We start from the raw sequence: 16,049 nt of genomic DNA on the forward strand, positions 1-16,049 counted from the left end.
GACGTGATCAAGCTCGACCGATACGACCTCGCGATCCTGCGCCTGCTCGAGCGCGACGGGCGCATCACGAAGTCGAAGCTCGCCGAGGCCGTGAACCTGTCGATTTCGCCGGCATGGGAGCGCGTGCGCAAGCTGGAGGAAAGCGGCGTGATCCGCGGCTATCGCGCGGACGTCGACTGGATCGGCGCGTTCTCGGGCAGCCGCATCGTCGTCGAGGTGACGCTGTCGCGGCACACCGCGCCCGACATGCGGCGCTTCGAGGATCGCGTGGCCGCGGCGCCCGAGGTCGCGCAGTGCTACGCGACGGGTGGCGGCGTCGACTACGTGCTGCACGTGGTCGCGCGCGACATCGACCATTACCAGCGCTTCATCGATGCGCTGCTGATGGAAGACCTCGGCATCGAGCGCTACTTCACGTACATCGTGACGAAGGTCGTGAAGTGCGAATCCGGCGGCGCGCCGGACTGGCTGTAAAAGTTCGCGCCGACGCGCGGCAATACGGAAAAAACCGGCATTTCCGGCCGTGCAAACCGAAATTTCCGCATGTGCCGGCGCGACACAATGAAGTCCGTGCCCACCAACGAGGAGACGCAGCATGCTGCCCGGACACCCTGTTCTGTTCAAGTCGACCTGCTACGTCGACGGTCGCTGGATCCACAGCGACAGTGCCGCGACGGTCGCCGTCGTGAACCCCGCGGACCAGGCCGTGATCGGCCACGTGCCGATGCTCGAACGCGCACAGATCGTCGCGGCCGTCGACGCCGCGCAGCGCGCGTACGAGACCTGGCGCTGGACGCCGCAAGCGGTGCGCAGCGCGGCGTTGCTGCGCTGGCATGCGCTGATCCTGCGTCACGTCGACGATCTGGCCGCGCTGCTGTCGCTGGAACAGGGCAAGCCGCTGGCCGAAGCGCGCGGCGAGATCCGCTATGCGGCGAGCTTCGTCGAATGGTTCGCGAGCGAGGCGAAACGCGTCGCGGGTCGCACGATCCCGACGCATATCGACGGCGCGCATCTCGGCACCGTGATGGAGCCGGTCGGCGTCGCCGCGCTGATCACGCCGTGGAATTTCCCGGCCGCGATGATCACGCGCAAGGCGGCGGCCGCGATCGCAGTCGGGTGCGCCGTGGTCGTGAAGCCCGCGCACGAGACGCCGTTCTCGGCGCTCGCCCTCGCGCAACTCGCCGACGAGGCCGGCTTGCCGGCCGGCGTGTTCAACGTGGTGCTCGGCGAGCCGCAGATGGCGATGGAAACGCTGGTCGGCGATGCGCGCGTGCGTGCGGTGAGCTTCACCGGCTCGACGCGCGTCGGCCGGCTCGTGACCGAAACCGCCGCGAAGGCCGGCATCCGCAAGATCGCGCTCGAACTGGGCGGCAATGCGCCGTTCATCGTGACCGAGGATGCGGACGTCGACCAGGCGGTACAGGTTGCCGTCGGCGCGAAGTTCCAGACGTCCGGCCAGGACTGCTGCGCGGCGAACCGGATGCTCGTCGCCCGCCCGCTGTACGACACGTTCGTCGAACGGTATGCGCACGCGGTGCGGGCGCTGAAGACGGGCCCCGCGTTCGAGCCGGGCGTGGACGTCGGTCCGTTGATGCACCAGGCCGCATTCGACGCGACCGTGGCGCGGGTCGAGGATGCGCGGGCACGCGGCGCACGCATCGTCGCGGGCGGCCGGCCGCACGCGCTCGGTGGCTGGTTCTACGAGCCGACCGTGATCGCGGATGCCGCGCCCGGCATGCGCGTGGTCGACGAGGAAAACTTCGCGCCGATCTCGGCCGTCAGCGCGTTCGACACGCTCGACGAAGCGGTCGAAACGGCCAACGACACCGAGTACGGCCTCGCCGCGTACGTGTGCGCGACCCGCATCGACACGATCTTCCAGCTGGTGCGGCGGCTCGATTTCGCGATGGTGTCGGTCAACGGCGTGAAATTCACCGGTGCGCCGATCCCGTTCGGCGGGATGAAGGCGTCGGGCCTCGGGCGCGAAGGCGGCGCCGAAGGCTTCGAGCCGTTCACGGAAACCAAGTACTTCTGCCTCGGCAATCTCGGCCTGCCTGTTGCGGCGACGGCCTGACCCATTCAAAGGAGCTCATCATGACGAAATCGATCGACGCACTGCTGCGCGAGGACCGTGCCCACTTCATGCACCCGTCGACGCACGCATACGACCACGAGACCGGCGCGCTGCCGGGCAAGATCGTGCGCGGCGGCGAAGGCATCCGCATCGAGGATCACCAGGGCAAGCGCTACATCGACGCGTTCGCCGGCCTCTACTGCGTGAACATCGGCTATGGCCGCACCGAAGTGGCCGACGCGATGTACGAACAGGCGAAGCAGCTCGCGTACTACCACACGTACGTCGGCCACGCGTCGGACGCGATCATCGAGTTGTCGTCGCGGATCATCGACTGGTCGCCGGCGGGGATGAAGAAGGTCTATTACGGGATGTCGGGTTCCGACGCGAACGAGACGCAGGTCAAGATCGTCTGGTACTACAACAACGTGCTCGGCCGCCCGAACAAGAAGAAGATCATCTCGCGCGAGCGCGGCTATCACGGCTCGGGCATCGTGACGGGCAGCCTCACGGGCCTGCCGAGCTTCCACCAGCATTTCGACCTGCCGATCGACCGCGTGAAGCATACGGTGTGTCCGCACTGGTATCGCAAGGCGCCGGCCGGCATGAGCGAGGCGCAGTTCGTCGCGTACTGCGTCGACGAGCTCGAGAAGCTGATCGCCCGCGAGGGCGCCGATACGGTCGCCGCGTTCATCGCGGAGCCGGTGATGGGCACGGGCGGCATCATCGAACCGCCGGCCGGCTACTGGCCCGCGATCCAGGCCGTGCTGCGCAAGCACGACATCCTGCTGATCTCCGATGAAGTCGTGTGCGGGTTCGGGCGGCTCGGCTCGAAGATGGGCGCGCAGCACTTCGGGATCGAGCCCGACCTGATTACGGTCGCGAAAGGGCTGACGAGCGCGTATGCGCCGCTGTCGGGCGTGATCGTCGGCGAGAAGGTGTGGGACGTGATTGCGCGCGGCTCGCAGGAACACGGGCCGATGGGGCACGGCTGGACGTATTCCGGTCATCCGGTATGCGCGGCCGCCGCGCTCGCGAACCTCGCGATCCTCGAGCGCGAGAACCTGGTCGGCAACGCGGCCGACGTCGGCGGCTACTTCGGCGCGAAGCTGCGCGACGCATTCGGCGCGCATCCGCTCGTCGGCGAGGTGCGCAGCGTCGGCATGCTGGCCGCGCTCGAATTCATGGCCGACAAGGACGCGCGCACGCCGTTCGATCCCGCGCTGAAGATCGGTGCGCAGGTGTCGGCGGCCGCGTTGCAGCGCGGCGTGATCGCGCGGGCGATGCCGCACGGCGACATTCTCGGCTTTGCGCCGCCGCTCGTGATGACGCGTGCGGAGGCTGACGAGATCGTCGCGATCGTCAAGGATGCGGTGGACGAGGTCGCCGAGCGGAACCTGTCGGCCGTCGCGTGACGTTCGAGCGGTGCTGATGCGCGCCTCGGCGCGCGAGATGACGCCGCCGCATGCAAATGCGGCGGCGTTTTTTCTTGCCGGTACGGATACGGTTCGAGCAAACCGTCAGTGCATCGCCTGCGGTGCGCGTCGGCTACCGATCGTCACTCAGTAATCCCACACGACCGGCACGAAACGGAATCCGTCGCCGTTTCGCGCAACATGGCCGATGGACGGGAACGCGACATGGGCGGCGGCCAGCAGTGCGCCGGTGTCGGCCGCTTCGTTGAACAGCGCGAGACGCACGTCGACCGCCGCGTCCGGATCGTGTTCGAAGCCGTTTTGCCAGTCGGGGTGGTCGAAGTTCACTTCGAAAATCGCGTCGCCCGCGAACGTCAGCTTTTCCCCGTTCGATGCGACGTCGACCACGCAGTGCCCCGGCGTATGTCCGCCCGTCACCCGCGCCGACACGCCCGCGGCGACTTCCACGGTGCGATCGAATTGCACGATGTTTTCGCCGTAGAGTGCCATGAACCGCGCTGCCGCCTTGCGCAGCGCGGGCGGCACGGTTTCCGGCATCACCGTCTTGCTGAAGTCCGGATTCTCCCAGAACGCCACTTCCGCGGCCGATACGTGAATGCGGACGTCGGGGTTCAGCTTCGCCTTGACGCCGTCGACGTTCAGCCCGCCGACGTGATCCATGTGCATGTGCGTAATCACGATATCGGTGATCGCGGCCAGGTCGATGCCGGCCGATTCAAGGCGCATCACCGAGCGCCCGGCGCGCGTGAAGTATTCGAAACCGTCGCCCACGCCCGAGTCGATCAGGATCAGGCGATCGGCGCTGCGCACGAGCGCGATGTTGAGCGCCCAGTCGAACATGTCGCGTTGCAGGAAACGGCCGTCGAACCACGCATTGCGGTCTGTTTCGCTCACGTTGGTGGACATGGTGGAAGTCGGCAGCGGTAACACGCCGTCGCTGATCAGTACGACGTCGACTGCGCCGATGCGCACGGCGTAGCGGGACGAAACGAGCTCGCCCGAACCTTCGTGGCCCAGGCGGGCGACAACCGGCTGGACGTTGCGGATGGGTGCGTTCATGTTCAGTGATCCTGTTCGTCGAGTGAGGGAGTCCGCACTGCGCGGTGCAGAGCGGTTCGCGAGCGCGATCGCGAAGGTCGCGCATGTCGGTGCGCCCGGATTCCGATCGAGCGTGTCAGCGATTGTAGTGACGGCCCGCACCCGCCGACAGCGCCGCACGGGGGCACATCGTGTTGTCCGGACGACAACAATCCGGCGGCGGTTTCGGCCGCCCGAAATGCACATCGCCCGCCGTCCGTGGCCGGACGGCGGGCGATGCGATGGATGCCGTTTATGGGAAGCCGGGCGCCGCCGGCGCGCGGGTCAGCCCGGCTGACCGGGAAGCGTGTCGCCGCGCAGCGAACACCCGCGCGTCTCGATCACCGCCAGCAGCGCGACCAGCCCGACCGCGCACGCAGCCATCATGTAGTACGCGGGAATCAGCGCGTTGCCGGTCTTGCCGATCAGCCAGTCGTTGACGATCGGCGCGGTGCCGCCGAACAGCGACGTCGACACGTTGTACGCGATCGCCATGCCCGCATAGCGGACGTGGGTCGGGAACATCGCCGGGAACATCGCGGAAATGGTGGCGAGCTGCGGCACGTACAGCACGCCGAGCACCGCGAAGCCGATGAACGCGCCGAGCGGACCGTGCGTCATCAGCGTGAACATCGGCACGGCCGCGACGAACAGCCCGACGAGCGAGATCCACCACATCGTCTTGCGGCCGACGCGATCGGACAGCCAGCCGGCGAACGGCAGCAGCACCATCATCGCGAGCATGCCGATCAGCGGAATCAGCAGCGACATGTTCTCGCTGACGCCGAGTTCCTTGTGCATGTAGGTCGGCATGTATGCAAGCAGCACGTAGTTGACGACGTTCAGCGCGACGACGAGCCCGCCGAGCAGCACCAGCGGCTTCGCATAGCGCACCAGCAGCAGCCGGATCGGCAGCGCGGCCGTCGCACTTTGCTCGCGGCGGTGCGCCTGTTCCTCGAGTTCGCGGAACACCGGCGTTTCCTCCAGGCGCGAGCGCAGGTAGAAGCCGATCAGGCCGAGCGGCGCGGCGACCAGGAACGGCAGGCGCCAGCCCCACGCATGCATCGCCGAATCGCCGAGCAGCAGTGCGAAGCCGAGCATCAGGAACGCACCGAGCGAGAAGCCGGCGAGCGTCGCGAATTCGAGGAAGCTGCCGCACAGGCCGCGCCGCGAATCGGGCGCGTATTCGGCGATGAAGGTTGCTGCACCGCCGTATTCGCCGCCGGTCGAGAAGCCCTGCACCATGCGCAGTACGATCAGCGCGGCCGGTGCGAGCCAGCCGGCCGTCGCATAGCTCGGCAGCACGCCGACGAGCAACGTCGCGCCCGACATCGTCAGCACCGTCAGCGCGAGCACGCGCTTGCGGCCGAGCCGGTCGCCGAGCGGGCCCCAGAACAGGCCGCCGAGCGGGCGGATCAGGAACGAGATCGCGAACGTGCCGAGCGCGAACAGCGTCGCGCTCGCGGTGTTGCCGGGAAACAGCGCGGCGGAAATGTACGCGAGGCCGTACGCGTAAATACCGTAATCGAACCATTCGGTCGCATTGCCGAGGGCGGCGGCCGCGATCGCGACCCGCGGCAGACTGTGCGGCTCCTCGCCGCGTTGGGTGGTCGCATCGTCGGGAATCGACGACGCGGCGGAAACGGAAGTCCACGATGGCACGTATCGCATGAGGGATCCTCGCTATCAGCATGCGCCCGGGCGGGCGCCGACGAGGATCAAAGTAATCCCGCCAATTCGCGATGCCCGATGTCATAGGACGATGTGGGGATCGGGGTTTTCCCGTGGCGGGGCGGCCCGTGTGGCGGCGGGCCGGATGCTCAGGACCGCGTATCGGCCGACGGCAGCAGCGCGGCGAAACGGTCGGCGAGCGTCGGGCGCGACCGTGCGGGCCAGATCGCGCTGAGTTCGAAATTCGGCAGCGCGGCGCCGTCGCGGATCGGGCTGTATGCGACCCCGTCGAACGCGAACGCGTGGATCGACGTCGGCAGCAGCGATACGCCGCAGCCGGCGGCCACGCATGCGACGACCGTCAGCGTGCGGTTCACGTCGAGCACGATGTCGACCGGATGCCCGGCCTGGCGGAACGCGCTGAGGATACCGGCGCGGATCAGCGGCAGTTGATCGTGCGGAAACCACACGAGGCCGGCCGCGGCCAGATCGGCCAGCGTCACCGTGCCGTCGGGCTGGCGCGGGAATGCCTTCGGCAGCACCGCGACGAGTGGATCGCGCCGGATCAGTTGCTCGCGCATCCGGCCGTTCACCGCGACCGGCGTATGCAGCAGCCCGATGTCGATTTCGCCGCGCTCGAGCGCGATCGCCTGCTCGGCATTGCTCATCTCGCGCATCACCAGCTCGACGTCGGGCGCGCTTTCGCGCAGCGCACGGATCGCGCGCGGCAGCGTGTCGAACAGCGCCGCGGTGACGAAGCCGATGGTCAGGCGCCCGGCGCGCTGCGCGCCGATTTCGCCCGCCCGGTGCGCGGCCGCGTCGAGCCGCGCGACGCTCAGGCGCAGATCGTCGACCATCGCGAGCCCGGCCGGCGTGAGCGTCGCGCCGCGCCGCGACCGGTCGAACAGCCGGACCCCCAGCTCCTTTTCCATCCGGTTCAGCGCCTGGCTGAGCGCCGGCTGCGCAATGCCCAGCTCGCTGGCGGCGCGCGTAAAGCTGCCGGAATCCGCGATCGCGAGGAAGTAGCGGACGTGCCTGATTTCCATAAGCGTGTGTTATGAATAATTATTCGAAACATAGTAGCGAATTATCCAAATGATTCATAGGATGCACATCGGGCGTCGTCGAACCCGGCCGCGCCTCCGATAGCGGCGCGCTCAGGCGACGCACGGCGACGACACGAGGAGACCTCCGTTGACCTGGATGCGCGAACTCTCGACGACCGAACGGCGCACGTTGCGCGGCTGCTTTGCCGGCTGGGCGCTCGACGGGCTCGACACGCAGATGTTCAGCCTCGTGATCCCGGCGCTGCTCGCGACCTGGAGCATCGGCAAGGGGCAGGCCGGCCTGATCGGCGGCGCGACGCTCGTGTCGGGCGCGCTCGGCGGCCTGCTGGCCGGCGCGATCGCGGATCGCTACGGGCGCGTGCGGGCGCTGCAGATCACCGTGTGCTGGTTCTCCGCCTTCACGTTCCTCAGCGCGTTCGCGCAGAACTTCGAGCAGTTGCTGGTGCTGAAGGCGTTGCAAGGGCTCGGCTTCGGCGGCGAATGGACCGCGGGCGCGGTGCTGCTCGCGGAGACGGTCGGCGCGCGCCATCGCGGCAAGGCGATGGGCGTCGTGCAGAGCGCGTGGGGATTCGGCTGGGGCGCGGCGGTGCTGCTGTACATGATCGTGTTCGCGTGGCTGCCGTCCGAGTGGGCGTGGCGCGTGCTGTTCGCGATCGGCGCGCTGCCTGCGCTGCTGGTGCTGTATATCCGCCGCGCGATTTCCGAGCCGCCGCGCGCGACGCCTGCGCCCGCGCACCGGGACGATGCGCCGACGGTGGGCATCTTCGACCGGTCGGTGCTGCGCACGACGGTGGTCGGCGGCCTGATCGGCGTCGGCGCGCACGGCGGCTATCACGCGATCACGATCTGGCTGCCGACCTACCTGAAGACCGAGCGGCACCTGTCGGTGCTCGGCACCGGCACGTATCTCGCGGTCGTGATCGTCGCGTTCATCTGCGGCTGTTTCCTGAGCGCGTATTTGCAGGACCGGATCGGCCGGCGTCGCAACGTGATGCTGTTCGCCGCGTGTTGCGCGGTGATGGTGAACCTGTACGTGTTCCTGCCGCTGAACGACGTCGCGATGCTGCTGCTCGGGTTCCCGCTCGGGTTGTGCTCGGCCGGCATCCCGGCGACGCTCGGCACGCTGTTCAACGAGCTGTATCCGCAAAACGTGCGCGGCCGCGGCGTCGGGTTCTGCTACAACTTCGGCCGCATCGTGTCGGCGGGCTTTCCGGTGCTGGTCGGGCGGATGGGCGAATCGCTGCCGCTCGGCACGGCGCTCGGCATCGACGCGGGCATTGCGTACGGGCTCGTCGTGATCGCGGTGTGGTTCCTGCCGGAAACGCGCGGGCGCCGTCTGCCCGACGCGGCTGCCGGGCCGGGCGCCGACGACGACGCGCGCGCCGGCGCATCGCTGTAGTTTTCGTCCTTCGTTCATTCCGTCGCCCTGTCGCCCGCTGCCGGGCCGGGCACCTCTTGCAGGCAAGTCGTCATGGATCGAGCAGTCAATCCGCCGGTCGAACCGGTTTCAGCGGCGCCGGATACGGCCGCGTGGTACGCGTCATCGACGGCCGTCGCGGCGGTCGACGCCCATGCGCACGTGTTTGCGCGCGGTCTGCCGCTCGCGCCGGTCGTGCGCCATGCGCCCGACTACGATGCGTCGCTCGACGCGTACGTCGCGCATCTCGCCGCACACGGCATCACGCACGCGGTGCTGGTGCAGCCGAGCTTTCTCGGCACCGACAATACGTTCTTCGTCGACGTGCTGCGGCGCTACCCGAGCCGCTTTCGCGGCGTCGCGGTCGTCGATCCGGTGATCGACGACGACGCGCTCGCCGCGCTCGACCGCGCGGGCGTCGTGGGCATGCGGCTCAATCTGGTCGGCCTGCCGATTCCGGATTTCGGCACGCGGGTGTGGCGCGCGCTGTTCGCACGCATCAACGCGCTCGGCTGGCATGTCGAGATTCATCGCGACGCGGCCGACCTGCATGCGATCGCCGCGAGCCTGCTCGCGCAATCGTGCACGCTCGTGATCGACCATTTCGGCCGCCCGTCGCCGACGCTCGGCGAGCGCGATCCGGGCTTCCGTCATCTGCTGTCGCTTGCCGATACCGGGCGCGTGTGGGTCAAGCTGTCGGCCGCGTACCGGAACAGCCTGACCGGCGACGGCACCGACACCGCGCTCGGCGCGGCGCAGGCGCTGCGCGGCGCGTTCACGCCGGAGCGGCTCGTGTGGGGCAGCGACTGGCCGCATACGCAGCATCGCGAACGTGTCGACTTCGGCGCGACCTGCGCGGCGCTCGAACGCTGGCTGCCCGATGCCGGCGAACGCGCGCGCGTGTTGCGCGACTCGCCGCGCACCCTGTTTCGTTTCGACCAATGAGGCCTCGCATGACCGATTCCACCGCCCTTCGTCGCGCCGCTTTCCGGCGCAGCATCGCCGCCCGCCAGGGGCTGCTCGTCGCCGGCACGTTCAATGCGCTCAGCGCGCGGATCGCCGCCGATCTGGGCTTCGGCGCGCTGTACCTGAGCGGCGCCGGCGTCACCAACATGTCGCTCGGCTTGCCGGATCTCGGCTTCGTCGGGCTCGGCGAACTGGCCGAGCACACCGCGCGCGTGCGCGACGCCGTCGATCTGCCGCTGATGGTCGATGCCGATACCGGTTTCGGCAACGCGCTGAACGTGCTGCATACGGTGCGCACGCTCGAGCGCAGCGGCGCCGATGCGATCCAGCTCGAGGATCAGGTGCTGCCGAAGAAATGCGGCCACTTCGCGGGCAAGGAAGTGATTCCGGCCGCGGAAATGATCGGCAAGCTGAAGGCGGCCGTCGACGCGCGCGTCGATCCGAACCTGCTGATCGTCGCGCGCACCGATGCGGCCGCCGTGCACGGCATCGACGACGCGATCGAGCGCGCGCACCGCTATGCGCAAGCGGGCGCCGACGTGCTGTTCATCGAGGCGATGGACACGCCGGAGGACGTCGAACGGCTGCCCGCGCTGTTCGATACGCCGCAACTGATCAACATCGTGATCGGCGGCAAGACGCCGACCCGCTCGCGCGACGAACTGGCGCGCCTCGGTTACGGCGTCGTGCTGTACGCGAATGCGGCGTTGCAGGGTGCGGTGCACGGGATGCAGGCCGCGCTGACCGAATTGCGCGACACGGGCCGGCTCGACGAAAACCCCGCGCTCGTCGCGCCGTTCGCGGAACGGCAGCGGCTCGTCGACAAGGCGCGCTTCGACGCGCTCGACGCACGCTACGCGGCCGGGCAGCCGTAAGGCCGGCATGCGGGCGGCCGCTTGCCGGCCGCCCGAAACAGAACGAACAGGAGACAACCGTGACAACTTCCCCAACCGGGGCGGGCGATGCGCCGCCGCGCATCGGCTCGATCGTCGGCGGGCTCGCCGGCAACCTGATCGAGTGGTACGACTTCCTCGCATACAGCATCTTCTCGATCTATTTCGCGCCGTCGTTCTTTCCCGCCGACCGGCCGACCGTGCAACTGATGAATACCGCGGCGATCGCGGCGGTCGGCTACGTCGCGCGGCCGGCGGGAAGCTGGCTCGTCGGCCTGTACGCGGACCGGCACGGGCGCAAGGCCGCGCTGACGAAATCGGTGCTCGCGATGTGCGCGGGCTCGATGCTGATCGCCGTCACGCCCGGCTACGCGACGATCGGCATGCTCGCGCCGGCGCTGCTCGTGGCCGCGCGGCTCTTGCAGGGCCTCAGCATGGGCGGCGAGTACGGCACCAGCGCGACCTACCTGAGCGAGATCGCACCGCCGAACCGGCGCGGCTTCTACGTCGGCTTCCTGCAGGTGAGCGTGGTCGCGGGCCAGCTCGTCGCGCTCGGGCTGATGCTGGCGATGCAGCGGATCTTCGCCGGCACGCACGACATCGAGCGCTGGGCGTGGCGGATTCCGTTCTTCGTCGGCGGCGTGCTGGCGCTGTTCGCGCTGTACATGCGCCGCAACGTCGTCGAGAGCGATGCATTCGTCGCAAGCCGGGCGCGCGCGGCGAAGACGCGCGTGACGGCCGATCTCGCGGCGCACTGGCGCGAACTGCTGCTCGCGATCGGCATCACGATCGGCGGCACCGTCGCGTTCTATACGTACACCGTCTATATGCAGAAGTACCTGGTCAACTCGGTCGGCCTGCACAAGGAAACGGCGACCTGGATCTGCACGCTCGCGCTGTTGCTGTACATGCCGCTGCAGCCGCTGTTCGGCCTCGTATCGGATCGCGTCGGGCGCCGGCCGGTGCTGCTGTGGTTCGGGCTCGGCGGCACGCTGCTGTCGGTGCCGATCTTCACGACGCTCGGGCATGTGCACGAGCCGCTAGCCGCGTTCGCGCTGGTGTTCGCGGGGCTCGTCGTGCTGAGCGGCTTCACGTCGGTGCACATGCTGGTCAAGGCCGAGCTGTTTCCGCCGCGAATCCGCGCGCTGGCGGTCGGGCTGCCTTATGCGCTGACGACGGCGATCCTCGGCGGCACGACGGAGTTCGTCGCGCTGCGGCTGAAGGCGGGCGGCAACGAGACGATGTTCTTCTGGTACGTGGCGGCGTGCGCGGCGATTTCGCTGATCGTGTACTGGCGGATGCCGGAAACCCGTCCGGCACCGCGCGCGCCGGCGGCGCGGCCGGCGGTGGGCGCCGCCGCACCGCGTTGAATTGGTGCGAAGCCGCATGCGAAACGCTTATGGATAAATAACACCGGCGTAATGCTTCGCCGCGGCGATTGCTTCTAGTATCTGCAGAACGCCGGCGGGCTGCCTGGCCGCCGGCGGCGAGCAGACGAGACACACGACCTACATTAGTACATCTAAAAGAATGGAGTCGAGTCAATGATCCAACTATCCGAGGGCCAACGGATATCCACGCACGACGGCGCGCTGCCACGGCCGCCGATCCCGGTGCATCCCGTGTTCAAAGCGTACAACCGGTCGAAGCTGGACGACCTCCCGCAGCTCGCGAGGTTGCCGCCGCGAATGCGCGAGCAGATCGGGCTGGTCGCGCGCGTGCTGCCGTTCAAGGTCAACCGTTATGTCGTCGAACAACTGATCGACTGGACCAACGTCCCGGACGATCCGCTGTTCCGGCTGACGTTTCCGCAGCCCGACATGCTCGCGCCCGACGATCTCGGCGAGCTGGCCATGCTGTCGCGCGACGCGGCGCGCGGTGCCGACCTGGACGCGCTGATCGGGCGCCTGCGCGCCCGGATGAACCCGCATCCGGCGGACCAGCGGCTCAACGAGCCGGAGCTCGACGGCGAGCCGTGCCCGGGCATCCAGCACAAGTACGCGCAGACGGTGCTGTACTTCCCGAGCCACGGGCAAACCTGCCATGCGTACTGCACGTTCTGCTTTCGCTGGCCGCAGTTCGTCGGCGACGCGTCGCTGAAATTCGCGTCGAGCGAAGCCGCGCGGCTGCACGCGTACCTGCGCGCGCGCGGCGAAGTGACCGACCTGCTGATGACGGGCGGCGATCCGATGGTGATGAGCGCGACGCGCCTGCGCGAGTACCTGATGCCGCTGCTGGCGCCCGGGCTCGAGCACGTCGGCAACATCCGGATCGGCACGAAGGCGCTGACCTACTGGCCGTACCGTTTCGTCAGCGATCCGGATACGCCCGAGCTGCTCGCGCTGCTGCGCACGCTGATCGATGCGGGGCGCAACGTGACGGTCATGGCGCACCTGAACCACTGGCGCGAACTGTCGACGGAGGTCGCCGAGCAGGCCGTGACGAACCTGCGCCGCATCGGCGTCGTGATCCGTTCGCAGGGGCCGGTGCTGCGCCACATCAACGACGACGCGGAAGTCTGGCGGCGCAACTGGGTCGGGCAGGTGCGGCTCGGCATCGTGCCGTACTACATGTTCGTCGAGCGCGATACCGGGCCGCGCGGCTATTTCGAGCTGCCGCTCGCGCGGGCGCTCGATATCTACAACACCGCGATCGCGTCGGTGTCGGGGCTCGCGCGCAGCGCGCGCGGCCCGTCGATGAGCGCAGGCCCCGGCAAGATCGAGGTCGCGGGCACGCTCGAGCTGCAGGGACAGCGCTACTTCCTGTTGAATTTCCTGCAGGCGCGCGATCCGCGCTGGCTGCGCCGGCCGTTTCTCGCGAAGTATTCGGCGACGGCCTGCTGGCTCGACCAGCTCGAACCGCCGGATGGCGAGCCCGCGTTCTTCTTCGACGCGCCGTACCGCGCATTCGTCGACGCGCGTCAACGCCAGCTGGAGCACGCATGAGGACGCCCGGCACACGAACCGCCGACGTCGCGATCGTCGGCGGCGGCTACACGGGGCTGTCCGCCGCGATCCACCTGGCGGAGCAGGGCGCGACGGTCGACGTTTGCGACGCTGATCCGCCGGGCGACGTGCCGAGCGCATTCAACTTCGGCTCGGTCGCGAGCGTCGCGCCGGCACTGCCGCGCGGCCCGGTTTCGGCCGCGCACGCGCAGGCCGCCGAGCGCGCGGCGGCGCAGGCCATCGCCTACCTGAAGCGCTTCGTCGACAGCCGCAACCTCGCCTGCGGCTGGGCGCATCCCGGCCACATCACGCTCGCGTGCGACGACGCGTCGGCGGCGCAACTGGCGCACCGGTTCGCGTGCCATGCGGCGCAGCAGGAGGCGTGCGTCGCGTGGCTCGACGCGCGGGCGGTCACGCAGGAAACCGGCGCGGCGCACGCGATCGCCGGGTTGCTGAACCTGCGCTTCGCGCTGATCCGGCCGCGCGCGCTACGCGATGCGATGCGGGTGCGGGCCGCGACGCTCGGCGTGCGGATCCGGCGCGGCGCGCGCGTGCATGCCGTGCGGCCCGCGCCCGGTGCGGCCGTGCTCGATCTCGGTGACGCGACGGTCGACGCCGGCGCCGTGCTGGTGTGCGCGGAGGACGCATGGTCGCTGCTGCCGGCCGACGTGCGCCCGCCGCTCGAACGCTACGGCACGCACCTGCTGGCGACCCGCATCCTCGACGACGCGACGCAGCGCCGCATTTCGCGGCAGCCGCGCGTGTACGGCACGCTGTCCGCCGACAAGGACTATTTCCGGCTGGACGAGCGCGGGCGGCTGCTGTTCGGCAGCCGGCTCGGCCTGTCGGCCGATGTGCCGCCCGCGGGCGTCGAGGCCGCGTTGCGCGCGCGGCTGGCCGCGTATTTCCCGGCGCTCGAACACGCGCACGTCGAGCACGTATGGTCCGCGCCGCTCGGCTTCACCGCGTCCGGCGTGCCGCACGTCGGCATGGCCGGGCGGCTGGGCTGGTGCGGCGGCTATTGCGGCAGCGGGATCGCCACGGCCGTTCACGGCGGCGCGGCGCTGGCCGCGCGCGTGCTCGGCCACGCCGACGACGTTGCCTTTCACGATTCGATCACCGGTGCCGGGGAGGCGCGATGAACCCTTTCGAAATCCAGACGCTCGACGGCGCGAAGCCGCGGGCATTCGCCGGCGAAGAAGTCGACGTGCTCGGCATCGGCGTCGGTCCGTTCAACCTGAGCCTGGCGGCGCTGCTGGCGCCGCTGAACGGCCTGCGTTCGCTGTTCGTCGAGCGCCGGCCCGAGTTCCGCTGGCATCCCGGGTTGATGCTCGCGGATTCGTCGCTGACGACCAGCTTCCTGAAGGATCTCGTGACGCTGGCCGATCCGTGCAGCCGCTACTCGTTCATTGCGTTCCTGCAACGCACCGAACGACTGTATTCGTTCGCGAACGCGCGCTTTCCGACCGTGCGCCGCCGCGAGTTCGAGCAGTACATGCGGTGGGTGTGCGCGTCGCTCGACAACCTGCGGTTCGACTGCGAAGTCGAAAGCGTCGTGCGTGACGGGCGCGCGCTGCGCGTCACGACCTCGCACGGCGTCGTGCGCACCGCGAACCTCGTGGTCGGCGTCGGCCTGCGCCCGACCGTGCCTGCCTGCGCGCGGCCGCACCTGGGCGCCGACGTGCTGCATTCGTCGCAGTTCTGCACCGTGCGGCCGGCGCTCGCCGGCCGGCGCGTCGCGATCGTCGGCGGCGGCCAGAGCGGCGCCGAGCTCGCGCTGCATCTGCTCGGCCTGACGGGCGACGCCGCGCCCGCGCACATCGCCTGGCTGACGCGGCGCGAGAACTTCCTGCCGATGGACGACTCGCCGTTCGTCAACGAATGGTTCGTGCCGCAATACAACGAACATTTCTCGCGGCTGTCGCCGCAGCGCAAGCGCGACGCGCTGGAGACGCAGCGCCTCGCGAGCGACGGCGTCACGTTGCCGCTGCTGACGGCAATCTACCAGCGGCTCTACGAGATCACGCACATCGAGGGGCGTCCCGGCCATTGCGCGCTGATGCCGGGCCGCAGCATGGCGAACCTGCACCGCGCGGACGGCGGTTTCGTGCTGAGCGTCGACGACGGCACCGGCGTGCATGCGCCGCTGCATGCGGACGTCGTGCTGCTCGCGACGGGCAGCGAATTCCAGATGCCCGGCGCGCTCGAATCGCTGCGCTTCGAGATGCACACGCGCGACGGCGCACCGGAACTCGACGACGACTACGCGGTGCGCTGGAACCGGCCGAGCGCCGCGCGAATTTTCTTCCAGAACGCCGCGCGCACGACGCGCGGCATCGCCGACCCGAACCTGAGCCTTGCCGCGTGGCGCAGCGGCCGGATCGCCAACGCGATCGCGGGCGCGTCCATCTACGAAGTCGGCACGCCGCCGGGATTCGTCGACTGGCCGCACGGCGAAGCGCCGCAGGCCGCCACCCAACAACTCGTGAACTGACAGGAGCAC

At 69.1% G+C, this 16,049-nt stretch carries 13 protein-coding genes; 10 read left to right on the forward strand and 3 right to left on the reverse strand.

Going from position 1 to position 16,049, the window contains the following annotated elements:
• The first annotated feature begins 3 nt into the window (after nt 1-3).
• The 3 genes from H0X95_RS00295 (at nt 4) to H0X95_RS00305 (ending at nt 3,489) form a co-directional block, all read left to right on the forward strand.
• Complete coding sequence (locus H0X95_RS00295; RefSeq protein ID WP_006497860.1) at nt 4-474, forward strand: Lrp/AsnC family transcriptional regulator; 471 nt, start codon at nt 4-6, stop codon at nt 472-474.
• Between the two features lie 121 nt (nt 475-595).
• Nucleotides 596-2,074: an NAD-dependent succinate-semialdehyde dehydrogenase gene (locus H0X95_RS00300; protein WP_048988460.1), complete on the forward strand. Its 1,479-nt coding sequence runs from the start codon at nt 596-598 to the stop codon at nt 2,072-2,074.
• Between the two features lie 20 nt (nt 2,075-2,094).
• Entirely contained in the window at nt 2,095-3,489 is a 1,395-nt protein-coding gene (locus H0X95_RS00305) for an aspartate aminotransferase family protein (RefSeq protein ID WP_006489628.1), read from the forward strand.
• Between the two features lie 147 nt (nt 3,490-3,636).
• Here the strand turns inward: H0X95_RS00305 and H0X95_RS00310 are convergent, their stop codons facing one another.
• The 3 genes from H0X95_RS00310 to H0X95_RS00320 all read right to left on the reverse strand — a co-directional run bounded on the left by H0X95_RS00310 (nt 3,637) and on the right by H0X95_RS00320 (nt 7,304).
• Entirely contained in the window at nt 3,637-4,569 is a 933-nt protein-coding gene (locus tag H0X95_RS00310; RefSeq protein WP_034203810.1) for an MBL fold metallo-hydrolase, read from the reverse strand.
• Between the two features lie 303 nt (nt 4,570-4,872).
• Nucleotides 4,873-6,258 carry an MFS transporter gene (locus H0X95_RS00315; RefSeq protein WP_006497865.1) on the reverse strand — a complete coding sequence of 462 codons (1,386 nt, stop codon included), beginning with the start codon at nt 6,256-6,258 and terminating at the stop codon, nt 4,873-4,875.
• Between the two features lie 149 nt (nt 6,259-6,407).
• The gene (locus tag H0X95_RS00320; RefSeq protein WP_058903796.1) at nt 6,408-7,304 is read right to left on the reverse strand and encodes a LysR family transcriptional regulator; all 897 of its coding nucleotides are present in this window, start codon (nt 7,302-7,304) and stop codon (nt 6,408-6,410) included.
• A 157-nt stretch (nt 7,305-7,461) separates the two neighbouring features.
• On the opposite strand from H0X95_RS00320, the gene H0X95_RS00325 reads away from it, so the two are divergent.
• The 7 genes from H0X95_RS00325 to H0X95_RS00355 all read left to right on the forward strand — a co-directional run bounded on the left by H0X95_RS00325 (nt 7,462) and on the right by H0X95_RS00355 (nt 16,040).
• Nucleotides 7,462-8,724 carry an MFS transporter gene (locus tag H0X95_RS00325; protein ID WP_370539312.1) on the forward strand — a complete coding sequence of 421 codons (1,263 nt, stop codon included), beginning with the start codon at nt 7,462-7,464 and terminating at the stop codon, nt 8,722-8,724.
• Nucleotides 8,725-8,796: 72 nt separating this feature from the next.
• Complete coding sequence (locus H0X95_RS00330; protein WP_034203812.1) at nt 8,797-9,687, forward strand: amidohydrolase family protein; 891 nt, start codon at nt 8,797-8,799, stop codon at nt 9,685-9,687.
• An 8-nt stretch (nt 9,688-9,695) separates the two neighbouring features.
• Complete coding sequence (locus H0X95_RS00335) at nt 9,696-10,583, forward strand: isocitrate lyase/PEP mutase family protein (RefSeq protein ID WP_034203813.1); 888 nt, start codon at nt 9,696-9,698, stop codon at nt 10,581-10,583.
• A gap of 59 nt (nt 10,584-10,642) precedes the next feature.
• Nucleotides 10,643-11,971 (forward strand): MFS transporter, encoded by a 1,329-nt coding sequence (locus H0X95_RS00340; RefSeq protein WP_006497869.1) that lies wholly within the window; start codon nt 10,643-10,645, stop codon nt 11,969-11,971.
• A gap of 174 nt (nt 11,972-12,145) precedes the next feature.
• Complete coding sequence (locus H0X95_RS00345) at nt 12,146-13,546, forward strand: KamA family radical SAM protein (RefSeq protein ID WP_080403524.1); 1,401 nt, start codon at nt 12,146-12,148, stop codon at nt 13,544-13,546.
• Nucleotides 13,543-14,688 carry an NAD(P)/FAD-dependent oxidoreductase gene (locus H0X95_RS00350; protein WP_059721486.1) on the forward strand — a complete coding sequence of 382 codons (1,146 nt, stop codon included), beginning with the start codon at nt 13,543-13,545 and terminating at the stop codon, nt 14,686-14,688. Before H0X95_RS00345 ends, H0X95_RS00350 begins: the two co-directional genes overlap by 4 nt.
• Nucleotides 14,685-16,040 (forward strand): lysine N(6)-hydroxylase/L-ornithine N(5)-oxygenase family protein, encoded by a 1,356-nt coding sequence (locus H0X95_RS00355; protein WP_006493536.1) that lies wholly within the window; start codon nt 14,685-14,687, stop codon nt 16,038-16,040. Before H0X95_RS00350 ends, H0X95_RS00355 begins: the two co-directional genes overlap by 4 nt.
• Nucleotides 16,041-16,049 lie beyond the last annotated feature (9 nt).

Origin of the sequence: Burkholderia sp. 9779_493, assembly GCF_015712215.1 — a bacterium.
Taxonomy (GTDB): Bacteria; Pseudomonadota; Gammaproteobacteria; order Burkholderiales; family Burkholderiaceae; genus Burkholderia; species Burkholderia cenocepacia.

Excerpts from the sequence above, each read along its gene's own strand:
- H0X95_RS00300 (WP_048988460.1), top strand. The coding sequence starts at position 596 with ATGCTGCCCGGACACCCTGTTCTGTTCAAGTCGACCTGCTACGTCGAC.
- H0X95_RS00305 (WP_006489628.1), top strand. The coding sequence starts at position 2,095 with ATGACGAAATCGATCGACGCACTGCTGCGCGAGGACCGTGCCCACTTC.
- H0X95_RS00310 (WP_034203810.1), bottom strand. The coding sequence starts at position 4,569 with ATGAACGCACCCATCCGCAACGTCCAGCCGGTTGTCGCCCGCCTGGGC.
- H0X95_RS00315 (WP_006497865.1), bottom strand. The coding sequence starts at position 6,258 with ATGCGATACGTGCCATCGTGGACTTCCGTTTCCGCCGCGTCGTCGATT.
- H0X95_RS00320 (WP_058903796.1), bottom strand. The coding sequence starts at position 7,304 with ATGGAAATCAGGCACGTCCGCTACTTCCTCGCGATCGCGGATTCCGGC.
- H0X95_RS00325 (WP_370539312.1), top strand. The coding sequence starts at position 7,462 with ATGCGCGAACTCTCGACGACCGAACGGCGCACGTTGCGCGGCTGCTTT.
- H0X95_RS00330 (WP_034203812.1), top strand. The coding sequence starts at position 8,797 with ATGGATCGAGCAGTCAATCCGCCGGTCGAACCGGTTTCAGCGGCGCCG.
- H0X95_RS00335 (WP_034203813.1), top strand. The coding sequence starts at position 9,696 with ATGACCGATTCCACCGCCCTTCGTCGCGCCGCTTTCCGGCGCAGCATC.
- H0X95_RS00345 (WP_080403524.1), top strand. The coding sequence starts at position 12,146 with ATGATCCAACTATCCGAGGGCCAACGGATATCCACGCACGACGGCGCG.
- H0X95_RS00350 (WP_059721486.1), top strand. The coding sequence starts at position 13,543 with ATGAGGACGCCCGGCACACGAACCGCCGACGTCGCGATCGTCGGCGGC.
- H0X95_RS00355 (WP_006493536.1), top strand. The coding sequence starts at position 14,685 with ATGAACCCTTTCGAAATCCAGACGCTCGACGGCGCGAAGCCGCGGGCA.